The 21339-nt window shown below is 61.1% G+C and carries 20 protein-coding genes and 3 pseudogenes; 10 read left to right on the top strand and 13 right to left on the bottom strand.

The window, feature by feature from the left end:
* Positions 1–7: 7 nt before the first annotated feature.
* On the bottom strand, positions 8–886 hold the full coding sequence (locus DTA15_RS37385; protein WP_012492794.1) for an alpha/beta fold hydrolase: 879 nt from the start codon (positions 884–886) through the stop codon (positions 8–10).
* A gap of 103 nt (positions 887–989) precedes the next feature.
* Between DTA15_RS37385 and DTA15_RS37380 the strand changes: the two genes are divergently transcribed.
* The 3 genes from DTA15_RS37380 to DTA15_RS37370 all read left to right on the top strand — a co-directional run bounded on the left by DTA15_RS37380 (position 990) and on the right by DTA15_RS37370 (position 3759).
* The gene (locus DTA15_RS37380; protein WP_006489030.1) at positions 990–1883 is read left to right on the top strand and encodes a LysR family transcriptional regulator; all 894 of its coding nucleotides are present in this window, start codon (positions 990–992) and stop codon (positions 1881–1883) included.
* A 531-nt stretch (positions 1884–2414) separates the two neighbouring features.
* Positions 2415–3098, top strand: a complete 684-nt coding sequence (locus DTA15_RS37375) for a glutathione S-transferase (protein ID WP_006489007.1) — start codon at positions 2415–2417, stop codon at positions 3096–3098.
* Positions 3099–3183: 85 nt separating this feature from the next.
* Complete coding sequence (locus DTA15_RS37370; protein ID WP_006489025.1) at positions 3184–3759, top strand: TetR/AcrR family transcriptional regulator; 576 nt, start codon at positions 3184–3186, stop codon at positions 3757–3759.
* Positions 3760–3900: 141 nt separating this feature from the next.
* On the opposite strand, the gene DTA15_RS37365 is transcribed toward DTA15_RS37370, so the two are convergent.
* Positions 3901–4827 (bottom strand): LysR family transcriptional regulator, encoded by a 927-nt coding sequence (locus tag DTA15_RS37365; protein WP_006489014.1) that lies wholly within the window; start codon positions 4825–4827, stop codon positions 3901–3903.
* A gap of 129 nt (positions 4828–4956) precedes the next feature.
* Here DTA15_RS37365 and DTA15_RS37360 point away from each other — a divergent pair, with 129 nt between their 5' ends.
* On the top strand, positions 4957–5745 hold the full coding sequence (locus DTA15_RS37360) for an alpha/beta fold hydrolase (RefSeq protein WP_006486497.1): 789 nt from the start codon (positions 4957–4959) through the stop codon (positions 5743–5745).
* Between the two features lie 588 nt (positions 5746–6333).
* On the opposite strand, the gene DTA15_RS37355 is transcribed toward DTA15_RS37360, so the two are convergent.
* From DTA15_RS37355 to DTA15_RS37340, 4 genes are all read right to left on the bottom strand, one after another.
* Positions 6334–7454 (bottom strand): IS3-like element IS407 family transposase gene (locus DTA15_RS37355; RefSeq protein ID WP_102896096.1). Its coding sequence is split into 2 segments (ribosomal slippage): positions 6334–7196 and positions 7196–7454, totalling 1122 coding nucleotides; the frame shifts between segments, so codons are not numbered across the junction.
* A 30-nt stretch (positions 7455–7484) separates the two neighbouring features.
* The gene (map, locus tag DTA15_RS37350) at positions 7485–8225 is read right to left on the bottom strand and encodes a type I methionyl aminopeptidase (protein ID WP_043033169.1); all 741 of its coding nucleotides are present in this window, start codon (positions 8223–8225) and stop codon (positions 7485–7487) included.
* A complete protein-coding gene (locus tag DTA15_RS37345) occupies positions 8222–8434 on the bottom strand; it encodes a ParD-like family protein (protein ID WP_001554376.1) in 213 nt (70 codons plus the stop codon). Before DTA15_RS37345 ends, map begins: the two co-directional genes overlap by 4 nt.
* Positions 8435–8676: 242 nt before the next feature.
* Positions 8677–9069: a nuclear transport factor 2 family protein gene (locus DTA15_RS37340; protein WP_001554375.1), complete on the bottom strand. Its 393-nt coding sequence runs from the start codon at positions 9067–9069 to the stop codon at positions 8677–8679.
* Between the two features lie 99 nt (positions 9070–9168).
* Here DTA15_RS37340 and DTA15_RS37335 point away from each other — a divergent pair, with 99 nt between their 5' ends.
* Positions 9169–10068 (top strand): LysR family transcriptional regulator, encoded by a 900-nt coding sequence (locus DTA15_RS37335; RefSeq protein ID WP_012492791.1) that lies wholly within the window; start codon positions 9169–9171, stop codon positions 10066–10068.
* A gap of 306 nt (positions 10069–10374) precedes the next feature.
* Here DTA15_RS37335 and DTA15_RS37330 read toward each other — a convergent pair whose 3' ends face one another.
* Entirely contained in the window at positions 10375–11313 is a 939-nt protein-coding gene (locus DTA15_RS37330) for an alpha/beta fold hydrolase (protein ID WP_012492790.1), read from the bottom strand.
* Positions 11314–11335: 22 nt separating this feature from the next.
* Entirely contained in the window at positions 11336–12244 is a 909-nt protein-coding gene (locus tag DTA15_RS37325; RefSeq protein WP_012492789.1) for an alpha/beta fold hydrolase, read from the bottom strand.
* 89 nt (positions 12245–12333) lie between these two features.
* Between DTA15_RS37325 and DTA15_RS37320 the strand changes: the two genes are divergently transcribed.
* A complete protein-coding gene (locus tag DTA15_RS37320; RefSeq protein WP_012492788.1) occupies positions 12334–12699 on the top strand; it encodes a MerR family transcriptional regulator in 366 nt (121 codons plus the stop codon).
* A gap of 84 nt (positions 12700–12783) precedes the next feature.
* Here DTA15_RS37320 and DTA15_RS37315 read toward each other — a convergent pair.
* Positions 12784–12978: pseudogene (locus DTA15_RS37315) on the bottom strand (IS3 family transposase); the annotation flags it as partial.
* A gap of 429 nt (positions 12979–13407) precedes the next feature.
* Between DTA15_RS37315 and DTA15_RS37310 the strand changes: the two are divergent.
* Positions 13408–14633: pseudogene (locus tag DTA15_RS37310) on the top strand (MFS transporter).
* A gap of 216 nt (positions 14634–14849) precedes the next feature.
* Here DTA15_RS37310 and DTA15_RS37305 read toward each other — a convergent pair.
* On the bottom strand, positions 14850–15851 hold the full coding sequence (locus tag DTA15_RS37305; RefSeq protein ID WP_077181384.1) for a GlxA family transcriptional regulator: 1002 nt from the start codon (positions 15849–15851) through the stop codon (positions 14850–14852).
* Between the two features lie 157 nt (positions 15852–16008).
* On the opposite strand from DTA15_RS37305, the gene DTA15_RS37300 reads away from it, so the two are divergent.
* The 3 genes from DTA15_RS37300 to DTA15_RS37290 all read left to right on the top strand — a co-directional run bounded on the left by DTA15_RS37300 (position 16009) and on the right by DTA15_RS37290 (position 17799).
* Complete coding sequence (locus tag DTA15_RS37300; RefSeq protein WP_012492786.1) at positions 16009–16377, top strand: DUF3817 domain-containing protein; 369 nt, start codon at positions 16009–16011, stop codon at positions 16375–16377.
* Positions 16377–16802, top strand: coding sequence for a CopD family protein (locus tag DTA15_RS37295; protein ID WP_201267304.1), 426 nt, complete (start codon positions 16377–16379; stop codon positions 16800–16802). Before DTA15_RS37300 ends, DTA15_RS37295 begins: the two co-directional genes overlap by 1 nt.
* Positions 16803–16896: 94 nt before the next feature.
* Positions 16897–17799 carry a LysR family transcriptional regulator gene (locus DTA15_RS37290; RefSeq protein WP_012492785.1) on the top strand — a complete coding sequence of 301 codons (903 nt, stop codon included), beginning with the start codon at positions 16897–16899 and terminating at the stop codon, positions 17797–17799.
* Between the two features lie 567 nt (positions 17800–18366).
* On the opposite strand, the gene DTA15_RS37285 is transcribed toward DTA15_RS37290, so the two are convergent.
* From DTA15_RS37285 to DTA15_RS38840, 3 genes and pseudogenes are all read right to left on the bottom strand, one after another.
* Positions 18367–19158 carry a DsbA family protein gene (locus DTA15_RS37285; protein ID WP_012492784.1) on the bottom strand — a complete coding sequence of 264 codons (792 nt, stop codon included), beginning with the start codon at positions 19156–19158 and terminating at the stop codon, positions 18367–18369.
* 12 nt (positions 19159–19170) lie between these two features.
* A pseudogene (locus DTA15_RS37280) lies at positions 19171–21126 on the bottom strand (conjugative transfer ATPase); the annotation flags it as partial.
* Complete coding sequence (locus tag DTA15_RS38840) at positions 21021–21326, bottom strand: hypothetical protein (protein ID WP_063828757.1); 306 nt, start codon at positions 21324–21326, stop codon at positions 21021–21023. The pseudogene DTA15_RS37280 and the gene DTA15_RS38840, both read right to left, overlap by 106 nt.
* Positions 21327–21339: the final 13 nt, after the last annotated feature.

Below are 21339 nucleotides of genomic sequence, written 5' to 3'. Positions count from 1 at the left end.
AGGACATTCATGAAGGCAGGAAGGCGAGGACGTGATCGAGCAACACCTCGGGTGCTTCCTCCGGGATGTAGTGGCCGCAGGGCAGCGCCATACCCTTTACGCCGGGATTCCAGCGGCGCCACTCGGCCAGAGGGTCGAAGCACCGTTCGATCACGCCATCGCGTCCCCACAATGCCAGGAAGGGACATTGGATCTGCTTGCCCGCGGCAAGATCGGCCTGATCGTGTTCGAGGTCGATACCTACCGAGGCACGGTAGTCCTCGCAGATGCCATGTGCGGTTGCCGGATCGGACAGGCAACGCAGATAGGCAGCATAGGCCTCCGGCGCGAAAGGCTTCAGGCCGGCACTGCGGGCTCCCATGGTCTGCTTCAGGTAGAGATCCGGGTCGGCCCGGATCAACGTCTCTGGGAAAGGCGACGGTCGCACGAGGAAGAACCAGTGCCAGTAGGCGCGCGCGAATTCGAATGAGGTCTGCTGGTACATCGCCAGCGTGGGTGCCACATCCAGCGTGACCAGGCGGGATACCACATCTGGATGATCCAGCGCCATCCGCGCCGCGACCCGACCACCCCGGTCATGACCGATCACCGCGAACGTCGGCAGGCCCAGCGCCTGCATTAATCGCACTTGGTCCAAGGCCATCCGACGCTTGGCATAGTTGGCGTGGTCTGGCTCGCCTGGCGGCTTCCCGCTGTCGCCATAGCCGCGCAGGTCCGCAACGACAATCGTGAATTGCCGCGCCAGCGTCGGAGCCACCTTGTGCCAGATCGCGTGTGTCTGAGGGTGTCCATGCAGCAGAAGCAGCGCCGGCCCGGCGCCGGCCATCAACGCATGAATCTTGATGCCATCGACCGTGGCGGATACGTCGGAAAAGCCTTCGAACATCCCTTGCCTCCATGTTCCGACGGCCATTCTATTCCTGCATCAGAACGGCGTTATTGAATTATAATTATTCAATTAATAACTTATAAGAACGAATTGGAGCATCATGTCCGAGTTCTCCGACATCCGCCTTTTCACCCTAGTGGCGCGCCATCGCAGCTTGGCTGCGGCCGCGCGCGAACTTGGCGTCACCCCGCCAGCGGTCAGCAAGCGCCTGGCGCATTTGGAAAAGCGGCTCGGCGTGCGCCTGACCCATCGCACGACACGACGCCTGACACTCACGCCGGAGGGCGAACGCTACCTGGCCGAGGGATCACGCCTGCTCGGGGAATTGCAGGAACTTGAGCAAGTGCTGATCCGCGGCCATGCCGAACCGGCCGGACTGCTCCGTGTCAATGCCTCATACGGTTTCGGTCGTGTACGGGTGGCACCGGCCATTTCGGCGTTCGTTGCCCGCTATCCCGCCATACGGGTGCAACTGCAATTGACCGACCAGCCCTTGAACCTGCGCGAACACGGCTATGACATCGGCATCCGCTTCGGCGATCCTCCCAGCACCCGGATCAACGCAAGGTTGCTGCAGCGCAATCACCGCCTTGTATGCGCCTCGCCGGCCTATGTCGCCCGGAACGGCAGACCGGCCGTTCCGCATGATTTGGTGCGTCACGCCTGCTTGATCGTTCGGGAAAACGATGCGGCCTACGGCGCTTGGCATTTCCGTCGCGGAAAGTCCACGGAGACGGTCAAAGTCGACAGTGTGCTATCGAGCAACGATGGCAACGCCGTGCTGCGCTGGACGCTGGACGGCCATGGCATCGCCATCCGCTCAGCGTGGGAAATCGCGCCCTACCTGGCCCGGGGCGAACTGATCCCATTGCTGGGTGACTGGAAGCTACCCAACGCTGACATCTACGCGACCTACCTGGAGCGCAGCGAGGTGTCGTCCGCCAAAGTGCGCGCGTTCGTTGATTTCATAGCAGAATATTTGACGATGAGTTGAAACGCTATCAAAAGGTAGCAATAAGCATTATGGGAGTCATCGTGACGCCAAGGGCGATTACGCGCTCAATCGGCGTTGCCGATGTGGATGCAGTCGTCATCCAGGGGCCGATGCCGGCAGATAACACATCGACGTTGTTGCAATGCCCCATCGCCAACGCCGACTCCACCATCTCCGGCAGCAGACTGCGCTGGATGAGATCGCGCTTGAGCCCTCCTCGCCAAGGGTGCGCCGCCAGAGTCCAGCAACAGCCGCGGCAACGGACTTCAAGGCTTCGTTTGTGATGCGCACAATCTTGTTGACGCTCCCTCATCCTGGTACGCGTGGTCACGCAAGCATGCAACCCAGCGGTCGGAAGCGAATGAGGTATCACGGAGGAGCGCAAACGATTGCATGGCTTGAGCGGCAGTTGCGACGGCAAAGCACAGTTGACATTGGCATTGCTACCCAATAGCATTCCACCTAACGATCGTTAGGTGGCATGAAATTGCTGCCTCATTGATACGAAATCGTCGCGTGGAGAGCCCTTAAATGAATACTGTTGCAATGGCGGTTGATGGTGAGCCAGCAATGAAGATCTATGACTTCCCCAAAGGACCCTATCCGACCCGTGTCCGGATCGCTCTGGCGGAAAAGAGCCTCCAGTCGCGCGTGGAATTCGTGATGGTCGATCTGCGTAAAGGGGAACACAAGGATCCAGAATTCATTGCGGGGAAAAACTACTCTGGCACGGTTCCGGTACTTGAGCTTGCGGATGGAACTTGCATTGCCGAGTGCACTGCCATCACAGAGTATCTCGATACGCTCGTCGGGGAGCCTGTCTTGACGGGCTCCACTGCGCTTGAGAAGGGGATGATTCACATGATGAGCAAACGTGCCGAACTCGAGTTGCTCGACGCCATCAGTGTTTACTTCCACCATGGGACGCCGGGCCTGGGTCCGCTGGTGGAGCGATACCAGAACCCGGAATGGGGGTTCAGGCAGCGTGACAAGGCCTTGCGTGGCATGCATTATTTCGACGACTTGCTTCGCAAGCAAGCTTATGTTGCCGGCGACGCGTTCTCCATGGCCGACATTACGGTCATCGCCGGACTGGTATTCGCTGATATTGTCGACTTGACAGTACCAGCCGAATGCACGGCACTCTTGGCATGGTACGAAAGGATGAAAATGCGCCCCAGCGTAAAGAGCCAACCCGCATTTGCTCGCAGATAGGCCGTTCGACGATCATTGCAACCGGGTGTTTGAATAATAAAAATGCCGCCGCGGAACATCCTCAAACAAATCGAAGGCAACGGCTGTGGAGAGTCAGAGAAACACGAACTCCAGTGACAAGATCTTGTCCATTGCAACACGAATCGCCCAGGCGCACGGTTACGGTGGCTTGAGCGTTCGCCGCTTGGCCGAAGAAGTCGGTGTCAAACCTGCAAGTCTTTACCATCATTTCCCGAGCAAGGCGGCTCTTGCTGCTGCAGTTGCCAGACGATACTGGAACAATTCGGCGACGCAATTGGAAGAACTGTTGAATCGGTTTCCGGACCCCACAGATTGCTTGCGCAGATATCCCGATATGTTCAGGAAGGCGCTGGAGAACGACAACCGCATCTGCCTGTGCAGTTTCATGACGGCTGAATACGATGACCTTCCCGAGAATGTGAGGCAAGAAGTTCGAACATTCTCTGATGTGCATATCACATGGCTGGCTAAGGTTTTGGCGAGCGCCGGGATTGTCAATCCGAATATCGCGAAAGAACGCGCGCAGGCCATCTATGCTGCAATCACAGGAGCGCAGCTGATGGCACGTGGGCGTTTCGACTTAAGTCTTTTCGATACGTTGATCACGAGCTACAGGGCAACCGGGCTTCTGCCGGCATAGAGGCAAGGCCGGCGGATGCACCACGAAGACAAGCGCTCGACTGCTGTTTGAGCAAGGCAACTGCCACGTTACGTTTGGGGCGCGTCCAACGCCCGGCATTCTCAGGGCTGGGGCTATGCATTCCAGGGCTCAGGGGCAACCTCAAGCCGTAGTGCTCCTATGCATGAGATCCCATGGCTGCATGTCGCCGAAGCTCATGCTCAGATGCTCGATGAAGCGGCGAACTTTCAACGACACATGCCGCTTGCTCGGATAGATGGCATGAATCGCCAAATCAGTTGTTTTGTGGTCGGGCAGCAGGACACGAAGCGCACCGCTGGCGATGGACTGCTCGAACACGAAGCTGGGGCCGTAGACCACTCCCGCCCCTGTCAGCGCTGCCGCTAGCAGCATCTGCATGTTGTTTGCAGCGAGCCGGATCGCACCATCAATGTGATGGGTCTGGCCGTTAGCATCCGTGACGCTCCAGTCTCCGGCTGAAACTGCCTGGGAGAAAGCGAGCCGAGGTGCCTGGCGGAGCTGTTCGACGGTTTTCGGCTCGCCATGTCGTGCCAAAAAAGATGGCGCTGCGCAGAACATCATGCGACACGAGGCGAGCCGCCGAGCAACGAGGTCGGAGTCTTGCAGACGGCCGATGCGGATAGCAACGTCGATGCCATCTGCCAGTAGATCGACATAGCGATCGCTCAGCGTGGTCTCGATCGAGACATCGGGGTATTCAGCCAGATAACTCGATACAACACGACCAAGATGCAGTGCCCCAAAGGTTGTCGGCGCAGCCACGCGCAAAATACCATGCACACTCTGTTGCGCGTCCTGGGCTTCGCGGTTCGCGTCCTCGTATTCTTCCAGTAAGCGCTTGCATCGCGTGTAGTAGGACCTTCCTACATCCGTTAGCGTCAACTTGCGCGTACTGCGTTGAAGCAACCGAACTTTCAACTGCTCCTCGATCGCGGAAACGTGCTTGCCCGCCATCGAGGGTGACAGGCCAAACCGTCGAGCGGCGCTTACCAAGCTACCTTCTTCGACTGCGGAGACGAACACCGCCATGCTGAGCAATCTATCCATACCACCTCATTCGATATCCTGATTATCAGGTGGTAATAAATCTAGGCCAATTATCGGCCGAACGGAATGGGTCTAGCCTAGCACTGTAGCCAGCCGATCCCCGGTGGGCTTTAGCAAAAGGATGTTCCAATGAAGGTCGAATCGAACGGCATAGAGATCCATGTCGAGGAACAAGGGCAAGGCGATCCGTCACTCGTTTTTCTGCATTACTGGGGCGGCTCGTCCCGCACTTGGAAGCACGTCTGCTCCGGGCTGGCGCCGAACTTCCATACGCTTGCTCTCGATCATCGCGGCTGGGGTCGATCCGACGCGCCTTCGATGGGCTACGGGCTGGCAGACCTTGCAGCCGATGCGGAGGGCGTGATCGCAGCGCTGCACCCGAAGCGCTACGTTCTGATCGGTCACTCTATGGGAGGCAAGGTTGCTCAGCTTATGGCGTCGCGGCGGCCTGTCGGACTGGCCGGGCTGGTTCTCGTCGCTCCTTCACCGCCATCGCCAATGATCTTGCCGAAAGAGGCACGCGAAATGATGGCAGGAGCCTACGCAAATCGCGAAACAGTGGAGGCGACTATCGACAACGTGCTGACGGCCCTCCCACTGTCAGCGGAGGATCGCGAACAAGTGATCGCGGACAGCTTGCGTGGCGCGCCAGCGGCTAAGCTAGCTTGGCCCAGAGCGACCAGCTTGGAAGACATCACTGGACAGGTAGGTGCCATCGACGTACCTACGCTTGTTATTGCGGGCGAGCGGGATCGCGTGGATTCGCCCGAGGTACTGAGGAAAGAATTACTTCCTCGCGTATCGCAAGCCGTCATGACCGTAGTACCAGGTGCAGGGCATTTGCCTATGTTAGAAACACCGGATGCATTGACTCCATTGATTGAGAATTTCTGCCGTTCACTGCCTGGGAAGGGGTGAAGCGGACATCGCGGCGGTGCGCAATCGAAGCGCCTCGCAGCTAATACGCGGCGAAAAGCTCGCCCCCCGAAGGGCGTTGCACGGACATGGGCGGCGCAGTTCGTGCACTGGTACAACCACGAGCACCTGCACAGCGGGCTGCGCTTCGTGGCCCCGGCCGTTCGCCATGCCGGTCAGGATGAGGTCCAGTTGCAGGCACGCAGATAGGTATACGAGCTTGCCCGCCAGCGCCATCCGCAGCGCTGGACCGGACCGACCCGCAACTGGAGCCGCGTTGGCGCCGTCACCCTCAATCCCGACCGCGATGCGGGCGCGCCGAGGCAAAGCCGACAGCATGAAAGTAACCGATTAGCTGCATGAGATCAGGCGACAACTACCTTGACACGCACCGAGAGCACGCCGGCAACGGCGTGTTCTTATCCGAAGGCAAAGTCAGGTCCTGAGCGAAAGTCCGTATCGCTACCACACTGGATCAGTGCAACGCTTTTTCGCCCGGGCGCAGTGTCAAGACACGCACGCCGCTCCCGGTGACGGCAACGGTTGACCTGCCCCCATCAATAGGGCCAATGGGCTTCTAGCAAAGTCCCTTTAAACCAACTCCTGGAAAGCGGCAGGAGTATCCGCGGTTGCCCGATGTTTCGCCGCAAACTCTGACGGCGCAAGGTAGTTCAGTGCGCTGTGCGGCCTTTGCTCGTTGTAGTCCTGACGCCATGCCGCGATGACTGCCCGAGCATGCGCGAGCGTCGTGAACCAGTGCTCGTTAAGGCATTCGTCGCGGAACTTGCCGTTGAACGATTCGATGTACGCATTCTGCGTTGGCTTGCCCGCCTGAATCAACTTCAGAGCGACGCCGTTCGCATACGCCCACTGGTCAAGCGCGCGGCTCGTAAATTCGGGGCCCTGGTCTGTTCGCACCGCCTTGGGATAGCCACGGAAGCGAGCTGCGCGGTCCAATGCCCGAGCGACATACAAACCTGAGATGCCATGGTCGACAACGATGTCGACAGCCTCTTTCGTGAAGTCGTCGACGACGGTCAGGCACTTCACGCGCCGGCCGTTGGAAAGCGCATCCATCACGAAATCGATTGACCACACCTCGTTGGGGGCGCCCGGCAATGCCAGTTGCTCGCGCTCAATCATTACGCCGTGGCGCTTGCGACGGCGCCGCACAGCCAGCCCTGCCTCACGGTACAGGCGATAGATGCGCTTGTGATTGGCGTGCGTGCCTTCGCGTTCCACTAGGGCGTGCAATCGGCGGTAGCCGAATCGACGACGTTCGTGTGCCAACTCCACCAGACGCGCCGCTAGCACCTCATTCTCGTGGTCTGGCTTCGCGTCGTAATGCAGCACGCTGCGAGAAAGCCCGACAAGCCGGCAGGCGCGGCGCTCGGAGATGTTGACCTTCCCCCGAATCGCCGATACTGCTTCGCGTTTGGCTTGCGGGCTCAGGGCTTTCCCTTGACGACGACCTTCAACGCTTCCATATCGAGCATTGCTTCGGCCAGCAGCTTCTTCAGCCGGGCATTCTCCACCTCGAGGTTCTTGAGCCGGCGGGCTTCCGAGACCTCCATGCCGCCGAACTTCGCACGCCAAGTGTAGAACGACGCATCACTGAACCCGTGCTTCCTGCACAGTTCCTTGACCGGCATACCGGCCTCGGCTTCCTTCAGAAACCCGATGATTTGCTGTTCCGTAAAGCGCTTCTTCATGTTCGTCTTCTTCTCCGAAAACGAACTTTACTAGACTCCGGCTGGCCCTGTTTGCAGGGGGCAGGTCACGGTATGCTCGAACTGAGCCGACAGTTGCCCGTCGCGCGTGACGACCGTCCAGCCGTCGTCCTCAGTTCGAATGGCACGTCGTCCTTGGTTCACCATCGGCTCTATGGTGAAAACCATGCCTTCGCGCAGTACTAGCCCCGTTCGCGGCTTGCCCCAATGCAACACCTGCGGCGGCTCGTGCATCTCCCGGCCGATGCCGTGCCCGCAGTATTCCCTAACGATTGAATAGCCATTCCTGCGGGCATGCCGCTCGATGGCGTGGCCCACGTCGCCGAGCGTGGCACCTGGGCGGACAGCCTGGATGCCTTTCCACATCGCTTCATAAGCCACTTGCACGAGCCGCCGTGCCGGCTGCGACACCTGGCCCACCAGATAGGTCTTGCTGGAATCGGCGATGTAGCCATTCTTCTCCAGCGTGATGTCGAAATTGACGATGTCCCCGTCCTGCAGGATGTCCTCGGCGGAAGGAACGCCGTGGCAGACCACATGGTTGCGGGAGGCGTTTAGCGCGTAGGCGTAACCGTATTGCCCTTTGCTGGCCGGGCGTGCGTTGAATTCATGGACGATGAGGTCATCGACCAGATCATTGACCTGCATCGTGGACATGCCAATCAGATTCAGCCGATCAAGATGGCTGAACACCTGTGCCAAAAGCTGGCCTGACTCCGCCATCAGCGCGATTTCTTCTGGCCGTTTGGTCATGACGCCCCCATCTTGATGGGTTGCGCCACAACGCCCGCGGCTCGCAGTTCACGAGCAACGATATCGTTGAAGCTTTGCGTTGGATTCATTTCACACAGCATGCCGATCCTGATCCAGAAGGCTGCCTGTGCGTTGATCGACCGGCACGATACTGCGCTGGCCTTGCGCAGTTGGTCATGCAGATCGTCGTCGATGTTCACGATGCCCATGTATCTAGTCGTATATGAGACATATACGAATCATATAGTCGTCTTGGCCGTAGCGCAAGTGAACTGCGCTGACGTGACCAAGTCGACGCCATGATGGTTTCCTAGGAGCCGGTAGCGCAGGCCTGACTCGGCGCGATAGCAATGGCGGGCCGAGTTCGCCGATCGGGCTATGACGGCATGGGCATCGGCAAGCTCGGCCAAGCTCCACTCTCGACCGAGGGCGTCGCCTTGACCTCGAACCTTCAGTCCCTGGCAAAAAAGGCATTCATGCCCGGCAGGTCGGACAGGTAGGTCTCGATAGCAGCGATCTTGCCATCGCGCAAGGTGCAGACCGTAGCCAGATGCTCGTCCAGTACGAGGTCATTCCGGCGTGCAGTGTTATGCAGCGAGAGCGCGACATTATCCCGGCTTACCAGAATGTGCTTGAGCTCGAAATTCAGGCCGAAGCTGGCAATTAGCTCAGCTCTGGCAACGACTGCTTCCGCACCGACCGCTGGACCAGAGATCTGATTGTCTCCGGGCAGAACCCAGGTGGCATCGTCGGTAAGAAGCTTACGGATCGCCTGCCAGTCGCGGCGGGTCAGTGCGGCATGAAACTGCTTGGCCAAAGCAAGCTTTGTTTCGTAGGTATGCATGACTATTCTCCTGTAGCAGGGTGTACAGCGAGATTAGACAGCGCCAGGAATGGATCTGTAAAATTGATATTTGATAGTAGCTAGCAATAGATTAAAGTTATGAAGAAGCACGACATGGGTCTACTGGTGTCGTTGGATGTTCTGCTTGAAGAGGCCAACGTCACTCGTGCAGCACGACGCTTAGCCATCAGCCAGCCTGCACTCTCAGCCCAACTGGCCCGCTTGCGGCAGGTGCTTGATGATCCTTTGCTGGTGCCGGCCGAGCGCGGCCGAGGTATGCGGTTGACGCCACGTGCAGCGCAGCTGAAATCACCCCTGCATGAGTTGCTGACACGGCTTGAGGATCTTGTCGAGGCGCCCTACGCTTTCGATCCCAGCACGGCCAAGCGCGATTTCACGATCGCCCTCAATGACAATGCCGCGATGACGATTGGACTGGATCTCATCGAGTGCATTCGGAAGCAGTCGTATGCAGGCATTAGATTGGCCATGCTCCAGATACCCCGGGATGAGGTCCTGGATCTTGCAGCTCGCGGCCGCATCGACCTGGTGATCGGCACCCGAGCCTTCATGCCCCCTGGTTTGCGCACCCATGATCTGGTCTACGACAGGTTTCAGGTGGCCCAACGCAAAGGGCATCCTCGCGGCACGGCTGCAATGACGCTGGAGCAATACTGCGCTTATGAGCATGTGCTGGTGTCTACCAATGGCAGTTATCACAGTGGGATCGATGATTTTCTTGCAGAGCTGGGGCATTATCGACACACCACGGTATCCGTGCAGTACTACACAGCGGTGCCACCGATACTTGAGCGCACGAACTGCCTGGCGACGTTGCCTGAGCGCTTCCTACACCGCTTTGATCACATGATCGACCGCTTCGACCTCCCATTCGCATTCGATCCGTTCCAGCTGCAGGTCGGTTGGCATCCGCGCTTTGACGAAGATTTAGGACATCAGTGGCTGCGTGAACAGCTGATTGCGGTGAGGCCCTTCTAACGCATGAAATGACGGGTACTCAAGGGGCTCGAAGCCCACGGGTAGTTGAGTTTCGCATCGGCCGAGTTTGCAGGCAGGAAACCGTGACCCGATGGAAAGCATTCCTGGGGCGTATGCAGGAAATTGTGCCGTGGAAGCTGCTGGCGAGTGTGATCGAGCCGTTCCAACGGAGGGCTGTTGAGTTCCATGCAGGGCATCATCCCATTGGCTGGAGCGGATGCTTCTCATGGGCGCAACTACGTCCACCGCAGTCAATTCTTGCCGGAATAATAGCCGGAGGCAGTCGCGTGCAAGTTAGTCGAATTCTTAGGCTGACGAGTCTGCGATCGGCATGCCGGAAGCCCCTGTGCCCATAAGAAATGGAAGCATCGCTGCCAATACCTCTTCTGGCGACTCCTCCGGTTGAAGGTGGCCGCCCCGGATGGGTACGCCTTGGACGTTGTTGGCCCATCGGCACCAGATGTCGATGGGGGACGGGCCTTCCCACCCTTGTGGCCAAAGCACAAGCACGGGGCAGGACAGCTTCCTGCCTACGGCACGGTCGGCCGCATCGCAGGCGCGGTCCTCCTGCGCTGCTGCCCGATAGTCCTCGCAGATGGCGTGCCGAACATCGGGATCTTGGAACGCACGCCGATAGGCCTCGAGAGCGAACGGCTCGACATTGCCCAGCCCGCCCGCCATACGGGCCAGCGCAGCATCGATGAATGCCTGCGGGTCGGCGGACAGCAGCTTTTCCGGGAGCCCGAATGGCTGGGCCAGGAAGAACCAATGGAAATTGGTGCGTCCAAATCGTTCGTCCACCAGATCCCATGCATCCAGGGTCGGAATCACGGCCAGCGAGGCGAAGTGCGTCACATGCCCCGGGTAATCGAGCGCAAGGCGGTATCCGGCGCGTGCCCCCCGGTCGTGTCCCACAACGGCAAACCGGCGGTGTCCAAGTTTGGCCATCAAGGCAATCAAGGCGTTGGCCACGCGGCGCTTGGTCCAGCGCGGCCGATCCGAGTCAGCCCGACTGCTACCGTAGCCGGGCAGGTCCGGCGCCACGACCGTAAACGACTGTGCCAGCCGTGGCGCGACATGACGCCATGCAAGATGGGTTTGTGGGTAGCCGTGTAGCAGCAGCACGGGCGGTCCTCCGGAGCCGCCAGTGACGCCGCGGAACGCCACGCCGCCCGCCTCGATGTGCAACTCTGAGAATCCAGCAAATGAGTTCCACGATGCAATGCCGTCGATACCCGACATCATCAACTCCGTACGGTATGGATCGCTAGCGTGAAAGAGCCATGCGAACGAAATCCGACAGGTCCCGGTTGAAGCGCTCCGGTTCTTCGAGGAATGGCGCGTGTCCCGAATCGGCATACAGCTCGCTGCGGATTCGTGGGTTGAGGCTCTTGGCCCTGGCGATACTGGGCTTGGCCTTCACGAGCGCGTCCTGGGCGCCGTAGAGCAGCAGGAGCGGAACCTCGGCCTTGCTCAATCCTTTGGCTGCCTCGACCGTCATCGACCGCACGGCACGTTGCATGTCCCACGATGCCAGCGCGGCGTTGGCCAGCAGCAAGGAGAACGTGGTCGCGTCGGGCTGGCGGTGGAAGCACAGCCTCAGGAAAGCGCGCTCGCCGTCCAAGTGGGTTTGCAAGTCCGAAGCGATCATGTCGCGATAGACTTCTGGGTGCGCCACGATCTGGTCGGGCTTCAGTTCGATCACTCCGTCGACATAGACGGCGCCGGCGATACCTTTGTCGCCATAGGCCGCCAGGTAGTTCGATATCACGGCACCGCCCAGCGACCATCCCACGAGCACCGGCTTGCGCGCGTGTGTCGATTCGATGATCGCGGCCAGGTCATCGGCCCAGCGGCGTCCGTCGGTGTAGGAGCTGGCCTCGGCCGGCTTGCCCGACAGGCCGTGCCCGCGCAGGTCGTAAGTGATCAATCGGTAATGCTGGAGTCGAGGGTCCTGTAATTGCTTACTCCAGTTCAGCCGGCTACCCAGCAGGCCATGAATGAAAATGATGGGAGAACCCTCGGGATCACCAGCTTCCTGGACGGCCAGCACCACTCCATCGGGGGCAGTGACGGTGTAATCCCGGGCTGCGGCGAACGTAGCCGGTGCGGCGGCTAGTAGCGCGAATGTCGCTATCAGTGCGCCGAGTGCACCACGAAGCTTCGACAAAGACATAGACACGTACTCCTCGGTTCCTAGAACACGCCTAGTCTCAAGCCTCACATTGATGTGAGTGTCAAGCGGGGAAATGGTACAGTGGGCCCATGTCCAAGCCTCAAAGCCCCATGACCATTGGCGAGCTCGCCCACAAGACAGGAGCAAGCCGGCGCTCGATCCGGCATTACGACGACAACGGACTGCTAGCTTCCGTACGCGCGGAAAACGGCTATCGGATGTTTCTCCCAGTCGCCGTCACTCAGGTCCGTCAGATCCAGAGATTGATCGCCACAGGCTTCAGCTTGGCGGAAATCCGCGGATTTCCCGATTGCATGCGCATGATCGAAGGCGCTGCAGCGTGTCCTGAAACGAGTGAAGTGCAACGCCGGAGACTCGCTTCCATAGAGCGGCAGATCGCGGACCTTGAACAGCGACGCGCACGGCTGCGCCAGATGCTGGTAGAAGAGGCCTAGCAGGCTTCTGAAGTACCCCTATCCTCGATAGTCGACCGACGTCAGTGAACCGTCCCGAGATTTCCGGAGACTTGTTGGTGTGAGTCACGCCGCCATGGCGATCTCACGCGTCTGTTGATAGTAGTTTGCTTCGGCGGCGGCCGGCGGGATGTCGTCGATCGGCCCAAGCAGCCGCTTGTGGTTGAACCAGGCTACCCACTCCAGGGGGGGCAACTCGACGTTATACAGGTTCCGCCAGGACCGCCGGTGGATGACCTCGGCCTTGTACAGGCCGTTGATCGCAGTCGTGTCGAATCATGTGTAGGCACAGATCCATTCCGGCTCACGCGCCTGGGACACCGTGGCCCCGGGGAACGTGCAGTAACCGTTGCCGGCACGCGCGGAGGGCAACAGGACGTGCTCTCGTAGTGGTGGATTGAGCGCGACGCTGGCGTCGCTGCAGCACGCCAGTTCGCCGATGGAGAGGAGCGCGTGGGGGCCCGGTTCATGGGGCATGGATACGCCGTTTCACCCGCTTGACTCTCACATTGGTGTGAGGGTCGAGACTATCGGCATGTAGCCAGCGGAGTCGCTCCACGGTCCGGCCATCTGCGTCGGGGCTGTGGCGGCCCTCCGGTCCGATCAGGCTTGTTGCGAAGCAGCATGCCCCCCTCATTCCGGAACATTCCGTTGCCGAGACGCTGACCTCCCCTTGCAGAGAACGACGACATGATCGAGTCCAGCCATCCCGCGCAGCCAGGCCACGCCACGCCCGCGCCCCCGCAGAAGGCGGCCTGGGGTGCCGTATTCGCCCTGGCCCTGGGCGTGTTCGGCCTGGTCACAGCGGAGTTCCTACCGGCCAGCCTGCTGACCCCGATGGCCGCCAGCCTCGGCGTGACCGAGGGCATGGCCGGCCAGGCCGTGACCACCACCGCGGCGCTGGCCCTGGCCACCAGCCTGGTGATCGCGGCGGCGACCCGCGGCATCGACCGGCGCTGGGTGCTGCTGGCCTTCTCGGCGATGTTGATCGGCTCGAACCTGCTAGTTGCCTTCGCCCCCGGCCTCGGTGCCGTGTTGCTGGGACGTGGGCTGCTGGGCATCGCCCTGGGCGGCTTCTGGACCATGGCCGCGGCCACGGCGATGCGCCTGGTGCCGGAGCAGGACGTGCCGCGAGCGCTGTCGATCGTGTTCAGCGGTGTCTCCGTCGCCACCATCGCGGCGGCGCCGCTGGGCAGCTACCTGGGCGATGCCGTGGGATGGCGCAACGTGTTCCTGATGGCGGCGGCGATCGGCGTGCTGGCCCTGGCCTGGCAGTGGCGTACCCTGCCCAGAATGGCGCCCAGCGGCTCGGCCAGCCTGGGCACGCTACTGGAAGTGATGCGGCGGCCGCAGATGGCGCGCGGCATGATGGCGGTGCTGCTGGTGTTCGTCGGCCACTTCACCTTCTTCACCTACCTGCGGCCGTTCCTCGAGCACGTGGCCGGAGTGGGCGTGAACGGGTTGTCGGCGATCCTGCTGGGCTTCGGCGTGGCCAACTTCGCGGGCACATCGCTGGCCGGCGCACTGCTGCAGCGGAACCTGCGGCTGACCCTGCTGCTGATGCCATTGGCAATGGGGCTGATGGGGCTGGCCTTCGTCGCCCTAGGCCAGGCGCCGCTGGCGGACGGGCTGCTGGTGGCGCTGTGGGGCATGGCCTTCGGCACAGTGCCGGTGACCTGGTCCACCTGGATCACAGTCACCGTGCCGGACGAAGCCGAGAGCGGCGGCGGCCTGCTGGTAGCGATAATTCAACTGTCGATCGCGGTGGGTGCGGCGGCGGGTGGCGCAGTGTTCGACGCGAGCGGGGCGCGTGGCGTGTGTCTCGCCGCGACGATGTACTGCTGGTGGCCGCGCTGACCATTTTCACCGGACTGCGTACCCATCGAAGCGATAGAGGACACAGCAAGGCGGCTTGATGAGCTGGCGATAGCGCGACCGCCCAAGTTCCTGCGGTTGGCTGCCGCTTTCCGAGTGATCGGCCAACTGCTCGACGTGTCCGAAGACGCGTCCGATCGGGTTCACCCCCGATATCACGGACACTTACAAGGAGGCCGATGAAGGCCCTGAGGAGTGTTCATGTCGAAGCGAAGGAAGTTCAGTGCGGAGTTCAAGTGAGAACTCGTCCAGACAGTTCAGCGCACAGGATTAAAGGATTTTCGATAGGCCGTTGGGCTGACTCCCACGATCCGGCCGAAATGTTCCCGCAGGGAGGTGGGGCTTCCAAAGCCCACTGCACTAGCGATGTGCTCAACGGGTAGGTTTGTCGTTTCTAGCAAAGTCTGCGCACGCCTGACACGCGCCCTTAGAAGCCACTGGAGAGGGCTAGTGTTCAGTTGTTCCTGAAACCGTCGATTCAAGGTGCGGCTACTCATCGCAGCCCGCCCAGCCATGTCCTTCAGGGTTAAATCTTGATCTAGCCGCTCTTCGATCCATTGCAGCAATGGGCTGAGATTGGAAGATGCGTCTGGGGGATCGTAAGCGATGAACTGCGCCTGCCCGCCATCTCGTGCAAGAGGCATGACGGCACATCGTGCTGTGTCTGCTGCAACGGCATTGCCGCAGTCTTGTCGAATCATGTGTAGGCACAGATCCATTCCGGCGCACGCGCCTGCCGAGGTGAGTATCCGACCGTTGTCCACGAAAAGAACATTGGGGTCGACTGTGACCTGTGGGAAGAGATCTGCCAGAAGTTGTACACCACGCCAGTGGGTGGTGGCACGCATGCCATCTAGCAGCCCCGTGCGTGCCAGGATGAAGGCGCCACTGCACAACGATGCGATCCTCGCACCATTCTTTTCCGCTGCTCGGATGGCTTCCAGCAGGGTGTTGGGGATAGGGGAAAGGACATCGTCGAGCCCCGGAATGATGACAGTCTGGGCATTCACGGCATGGCTCAAGCCCCAGCGGATACGCATGTCGAACAACTTTGTTCGAATACGATTCGACTGGGCGCATACGAGAACCTCGTATGGGATCTTCCCCGGCGGGAGGGGCGCGCGCCCGAACATCTCGCAGGCCATCGTCAGGTCAAACGGCACAACGCCATCAAACGCCAGGATGGCTACCCTGTGTACTGCACTTTGCTTCACAGAACTCGCTCCCTTGATTGGCGAGAATCCTTCGATAGATGGCATTCTAGCCAATTGGCGAACTTCCGACATGTCGACATACTTGCGCTTCCGGCGAGAGGAAAGTCGCTGAAAACATAACCATTGAACAAGGTCGAGGCATGCCTGCATCAATCAGGCGCCTGGATTGTTCTGACATATTGAGCCACCCAGCGGATGAGTCATGACCACAAGCGCACAGGCAGAAAAGAACTCACTCGATCAAATCAGAAGTATTGAATCCAAACAACTGAGGCGCCTGGAGAAGGCGTCGATCGTCGAGGCGACAACTCTGATCCTGCTAGTGTTCGTTGCGGCACCTCTCAGGCATTTCGGGGATTGGCCGTATGGCTCGAAGCTACTTGGGCCAATACATGGGATCGCACTCTTGGCGTACCTATGGACTGCCTTGCAAACTGTAGCCGGCGGCGGCTGGCATAAACGTGAAATGCTTCGATTGTTCGCAGTTGCGTTCCTGCCATTCGGCGGCTATCTCAATATCCGGTGGCTACGTGAACGGGCGAGAATATTCAACGATATCGGACAGGCCTGATGATGATTGCGGCGCTCTATCCCTATTTGGTGGCGACGCACGTGACAGCGGTGGTGTTTCTGGTAGGCGGCTTGCTTGCGCAAGAAAGGATAGTAAATGCCATTTCGCAGTCCCCACCGGAAGAACAAGCAGGGATGCTGGCTGCATTGCAGCGCTTTGATCTCCTTGTCACGACACCTGCATTGTTGTTGACCTGGATCTTCGGGTTATCACTAGCGCTCAGCGCAGGATGGCTGTCGTCACGATGGTTGCTGGTCAAGCTGGCTTTCGTCGTCGCGCTCTCGGCTTTGCATGGGTTCCGTTCCGGGCGAATACGTCATTGCATTCGAACTGGAGCAGCTATAAGAAGAATTCCCGGTGCTGATCTCGGCATCGTGATTGCGATGCTAACCATAGCTGTGTTGGCATTTGTGAAGCCGGTCTAGCACGATAGCGGAAAGTCCTTCATGTCCCCGGACGTGCGAACCTGCCTGCCGGCACGGGCCAGCAGGACGCGGGGCGAGATTCCGGAGCGTAACGATGCTGATGCGCCATATCCGGTATTTCATCGCCGTGGCGGAGGAACTTAGCTTTACCCGTGCTGCGGAGCGACTTCACATCGAACAGTCGCCTCTGTCGCGATCCATCCGCCAATTGGAGGATGATCTTGGCGTCCGGCTCTTCGAGCGTAACAGCCATGGCACCCGGCTCACCTGGGCTGGACAAGTCTTCCTTGAGGAGGCACGGCGCGTACTGGCAGCGGTCGAGCAGGCCCGTGCCGGCGCAAGGGCCGCCGCGACCGGATACCGCGGGCTCCTGAGAATCGCGCTGTCCGACGGCATCTCGCCATCGCACTTGAGCAACCTGCTGGCTCGCTGCCGCGAAGAGTCGCCCGAGGTCGAGATCAGCCTGTTCGAAGTGACACTCGCACAGCAGCTGAAAGGCCTGAGAGAGGGCGACTACGACGCGGGGTTCGCGAAGGCGGAGCATCCGGGGGAAGGATTGCTGGCCACGCCGGCGTGGAGCGAGCCTCTGGTCGTCGCGGTGCCGGCGCGGCATCCCGCCTTGATCCATCCCGAGCTTTCCCTGATGGAGCTGCTTTCCCATCCACTGGTGCTGTGTGACCCGAACGCGTGCGCAGGATGCAGCCGGCAACTCGACAGGCTGTTGCGTGCCGCGGAATGCGAGGTCAGGATTGCCGAAAGGGTGGCATCCCATGACCTGCTGATGGCGCTGGTCGCGGCGGGCTACGGCCTCGGGATCACCACCCGCACGCATCTGTCCCTGTGGCGGCACCCGGATGTCGTCTCGCGTCCGTTGGCCGGTGAAGTCCCCCCGTTGACGACCTACCTGTTGCGCCGGGATGCCGAAGACTCGGTGCAGTTGCGGAGCTTCGTCGAACGATTGCGAGAAACCACGATGCCTAACCTCGAAAAGGCGTAGGTAGGTGCGAGGGAGTAGGACGAGGTCCGGGACAAGACGGCAAGCTTGTTCACTTGTCTTCATGTAGTGGCGACCCCAATGCGGAGCATGGAAAGAGGCCATGATGGGTGCGCTGATCAAGCCTGTGAGTGTCCCGACAGCAGCGGATACAGGGACATCACGAGCAGCACGGCCATCGCGATGTTGAAGATGCGCAGGCGGCGCCGGTCCGTTGACAACGGCGTAGAGGGCCGCGATGGCCATCACCTCCAGCGCGCCGCCCTCGGTGGCTGAGTAGGTGGCAATGGCCCCGATGGCCATGGTGGCACGCCTTGGGATTGCCCCACTGGAAGGCGGCAGCCTTCCAGAAGCCGAATGGCCGATCTGGGGCGGCCGTCTCCCGCAACGGTTGTGAGGTATCAATCTTCCAGCATCAGGGTTAAACCTCAGGTCAACTTGAGGTCAAGCGAGGTTTCAGGCAGTGCGAATCGGCTGTTGGCGATCGGCCGCCCCCTCGCTAAGCGACCTTCTCGCGCGGACCCATGGCAAGGCCTGGACAGGCCGCGAACTCGGGTACGGGTGACGACATCACCGGATGGTCGTTATTGCGGGGGTGCGGGTGTCTCCGCTGAGTGCCGCGTCGGCGGCATGGGTGGGTCCTGGAGCGCGCGATGCATCGCTGGCGACCAGATCGAGTGCCGACAGAAGCGCATCACCGTCGATCGGCCCATGCAGCAGCAGTGATCCTCCCGTCAGGCTGTCTTCCAGCCGCACGGTGGGCGTGGCGTTGATACCGCTGCGCAGGGCCTCGTCGGCCTGCGCGCGAACGATAGCTGCGGAACGATCGCTGTCCAGGCATGCCTGGATGGCGGTCGTCAGGCCTGGCCAGGTCAGGTCAGCCGGCAGCCCCTGGCCATCGCCGCGGGTATTTTGGTAGAGCCATGCGATGGCACCAAAGAAGGCCTCGTGGCCCTGTGCTTCGCCTGCGCACTCGGCCATGCGGGCCAGCCGACTCGCCTCGGGATCGTGCATCGCCAGCGGCAGGTGATGCCACCGCAGGCTGGCGTCGGGATGGGCATCGATCCAGGCCATCAGGGTCGGGTAGTAGGCCTTGCAGAACGGACACTCCAGGTCGGCGTACAGCGTCAGCGTGAAGCGAGCATCGGCTGGGCCGTGACGCCAGGGTGGGCCGGCCGGATGCGCCTGCGCGGCCTCAGGCCCCGTGCGTGGTGCCGGCGCACCGGGCGTGCGGTACAGGAGCCAGCCCAGCAGGCCCGCAACCAGGATGCCAGCCACCATCCAGTGCAGCCGTGGCAGGCGCCCGGCGCGCTTGCGAAGGGCCTGGACCCGGCCCGGCAAGGTGGTTTGCTTCGAGGACATGACGCGCTCCGGTCATTTCGGCAGGGACAGCGGCGGTGATGCGATGCCACGCGCCTGGTCGATCTTTTCGGCCACCTTGAAGGCGGCATCCAGTTCGCCGATGCCGTACTGGCGCATGAGCTGGTAGCGCTCGGCTTTTTCTTCCGGTTCGGTCTGCGCAAGGGCCAGATAGAGGCTGGGCGGCACGGCGCGGAACAGCACTTCCATCGACTTGGACAGGATGACGCCCTCGCTGAACTTGCCCGCCTCCTTGCGCGCGGAAAGCATCAGCGCCTTCTGCGCGGGCGAAAGTTCGCGGAACCGGGCGATCTTCTCCACCTCGTCGGGCGGCATCGACAGGCAGATCCACCACTCGATCATGTTGAGCATGGGCTCGGCGGCCTTGGGCAGGTCGTCGATGTTCTGCGTCGCCAGCCAGTACCACGCACCGAGCTTGCGCCACATCTTGGTGATCTTGACCACGTAGGGCGCGAGCAGAGGGTTCCTGGTGATGATGTGGCCTTCGTCGGTGACGTTGATGATCGGCCGGCCCAGGAACTGGTCGCGCTCGGCGATATTGTTCACCGTGTTGATCAGCGAGATGTAGGCAATGGAGAGCTGCGCGTTGTAGCCCTCGCGCGCGAAGGTGGCCAGATCCACGATGGTGATGTCCGCCTCGGGCCAGGGCGTGCCCGGACGGTCGAACATCTCGCCGTCTGCGCCCTGGCAGAGCATGTCCATCGCATCGGCCATCTCCAGCAGCCGCGCGCGCCGGGCATCCGGCAGGTTGGCGTCGCGAGCGCGTTCGCGCAGCGCGTCGCGCACGTCGCGGGTCAGCACCGTGCGCGCCTGTGCCACGCAGCGCTGGGCGGCGCCCAGGATGCACTGGCGAATCAGGCTGCGGTCGGCGCGCGTCATGCGCGCTTCCTCCTTGTCCTCGCCGCCGGTGATCATCAGCCGGGCGGTGATTTCGAGTTCGCCGAGCACGTCGCGCTGGTCATCCCCGTCGTCGGCCGGATGGGTGTCGCCGTCCTCGTCCAGAGCGTCGGCATCCAGCGTCTGCACCTGGCCCGGTGTATCGACCAGTCGCCAGGCATCGGCGAATGGCGCCAGGCTCACGCCCGCGCCGGGTGCCAGCTTCACGCGATGCACGCTCAGGCCCAGCCGAGCGGCGAAGTCACCGAACAGGCCAAAGCTGTTGCCGGCCTCGACGATGAACAACCTGGGCCGGTAGATCGCCGTGACCTGGTTGAGGATGTTGTTCAGCGTGGCGCTCTTGCCGGAGCCGGTGGGGCCGAAGAGGAACAGGTGGGCGTTCATCTGCCGGTCGAGCCGGTTCAGCGGATCGAAGGTGATCGTGCCGCCGCCCCGGTTGAAGAAGGTGATGCCTGGATGGCCGGTGCCCTGGCTGCGCCCCCACACCGGCGCCAGATTGGCCGCGTGCTGCGCGAACATCAGTTGCGTGTACCACTGCCGCTTGTCCGCCGCCGGGTCGAACAGACAGGGCAGCCAGCGCAGGTAGGTGTTGAGCGGGGCCACCTCGTCCTCTTCGCGCACCGGCTGCAGGCCCGCATTGAGCATGACATTGACCAGTTGCAGGCTGCGGGCGTCGAGCTGCGCCATGTCGCGGCCGCGCAGGTAGAACGCCAGCGTGCCCCGGTACAGCTTGTGCGCGCTGCCGATGAGGCCGCGGGCCTGCTGCACGTCCTGGCGTGTTTGTTCGCTGGCGAGCGTCTCGCCAACCGCCTTGCGGGCCAGGTGGTTGAGGTGCGCCTCCAGCACATCCTGCGGCGTGGCGACCAGAGTCAGGCACATCACCGTGTCCTCAGGCATCTGGTCGAACAGCGCGTTCATCGCATCGCCGCCCTTGCGCGTCTCGCCGGTCACGTGTCCGGTCGCGGGCGGCGAGCGCAGGCGGTCCATGACGATGGCCCGGTGCGGCATGCCGTCGAAGAACCACAGGCCGCGGGCGACATCCGAGCGCGGTTGATCACGGCAATGATCATCACCAGGACGATGACGCCGAGCACGCTGCCAAGGAAGGGAAACAGAATCGTGGGCCAGAACAGCCCCCGGCCGAGGTTGTACGCAAAACCCCGGTAGCCGGTCTCACCGAACTGCCAGCCATACAGGGCGAAGAGGATGCCGATCGCAAGATAAGCGCTGATGAGTTTCTGTTTGTTCGTCATATATCAGTTAATC

It is taken from the genome of Burkholderia cenocepacia (assembly GCF_900446215.1).
Taxonomy (GTDB): domain Bacteria; phylum Pseudomonadota; class Gammaproteobacteria; order Burkholderiales; family Burkholderiaceae; genus Burkholderia; species Burkholderia cenocepacia.
The sequence above is the reverse complement of the archived record's forward strand: the minus strand, read 5'-3'. Positions and strand labels throughout refer to the sequence as shown.

Coding starts and splice junctions, on each gene's coding strand:
- DTA15_RS37375 (WP_006489007.1), top strand. CDS start 2,415: ATGAATACTGTTGCAATGGCGGTTGATGGTGAGCCAGCAATGAAGATC.
- DTA15_RS37335 (WP_012492791.1), top strand. CDS start 9,169: ATGAAGAAGCACGACATGGGTCTACTGGTGTCGTTGGATGTTCTGCTT.
- DTA15_RS37380 (WP_006489030.1), top strand. CDS start 990: ATGTCCGAGTTCTCCGACATCCGCCTTTTCACCCTAGTGGCGCGCCAT.
- DTA15_RS37365 (WP_006489014.1), bottom strand. CDS start 4,827: ATGGATAGATTGCTCAGCATGGCGGTGTTCGTCTCCGCAGTCGAAGAA.
- DTA15_RS37320 (WP_012492788.1), top strand. CDS start 12,334: ATGTCCAAGCCTCAAAGCCCCATGACCATTGGCGAGCTCGCCCACAAG.
- DTA15_RS38840 (WP_063828757.1), bottom strand. CDS start 21,326: ATGACGAACAAACAGAAACTCATCAGCGCTTATCTTGCGATCGGCATC.
- DTA15_RS37295 (WP_201267304.1), top strand. CDS start 16,377: ATGATGATTGCGGCGCTCTATCCCTATTTGGTGGCGACGCACGTGACA.
- DTA15_RS37290 (WP_012492785.1), top strand. CDS start 16,897: ATGCTGATGCGCCATATCCGGTATTTCATCGCCGTGGCGGAGGAACTT.
- DTA15_RS37305 (WP_077181384.1), bottom strand. CDS start 15,851: ATGCCATCTATCGAAGGATTCTCGCCAATCAAGGGAGCGAGTTCTGTG.
- DTA15_RS37340 (WP_001554375.1), bottom strand. CDS start 9,069: ATGCATACCTACGAAACAAAGCTTGCTTTGGCCAAGCAGTTTCATGCC.
- DTA15_RS37325 (WP_012492789.1), bottom strand. CDS start 12,244: ATGTCTTTGTCGAAGCTTCGTGGTGCACTCGGCGCACTGATAGCGACA.
- DTA15_RS37285 (WP_012492784.1), bottom strand. CDS start 19,158: ATGTCCTCGAAGCAAACCACCTTGCCGGGCCGGGTCCAGGCCCTTCGC.
- DTA15_RS37345 (WP_001554376.1), bottom strand. CDS start 8,434: ATGGGCATCGTGAACATCGACGACGATCTGCATGACCAACTGCGCAAG.
- DTA15_RS37385 (WP_012492794.1), bottom strand. CDS start 886: ATGTTCGAAGGCTTTTCCGACGTATCCGCCACGGTCGATGGCATCAAG.
- DTA15_RS37300 (WP_012492786.1), top strand. CDS start 16,009: ATGACCACAAGCGCACAGGCAGAAAAGAACTCACTCGATCAAATCAGA.
- DTA15_RS37330 (WP_012492790.1), bottom strand. CDS start 11,313: ATGATGTCGGGTATCGACGGCATTGCATCGTGGAACTCATTTGCTGGA.
- DTA15_RS37360 (WP_006486497.1), top strand. CDS start 4,957: ATGAAGGTCGAATCGAACGGCATAGAGATCCATGTCGAGGAACAAGGG.
- map (WP_043033169.1), bottom strand. CDS start 8,225: ATGACCAAACGGCCAGAAGAAATCGCGCTGATGGCGGAGTCAGGCCAG.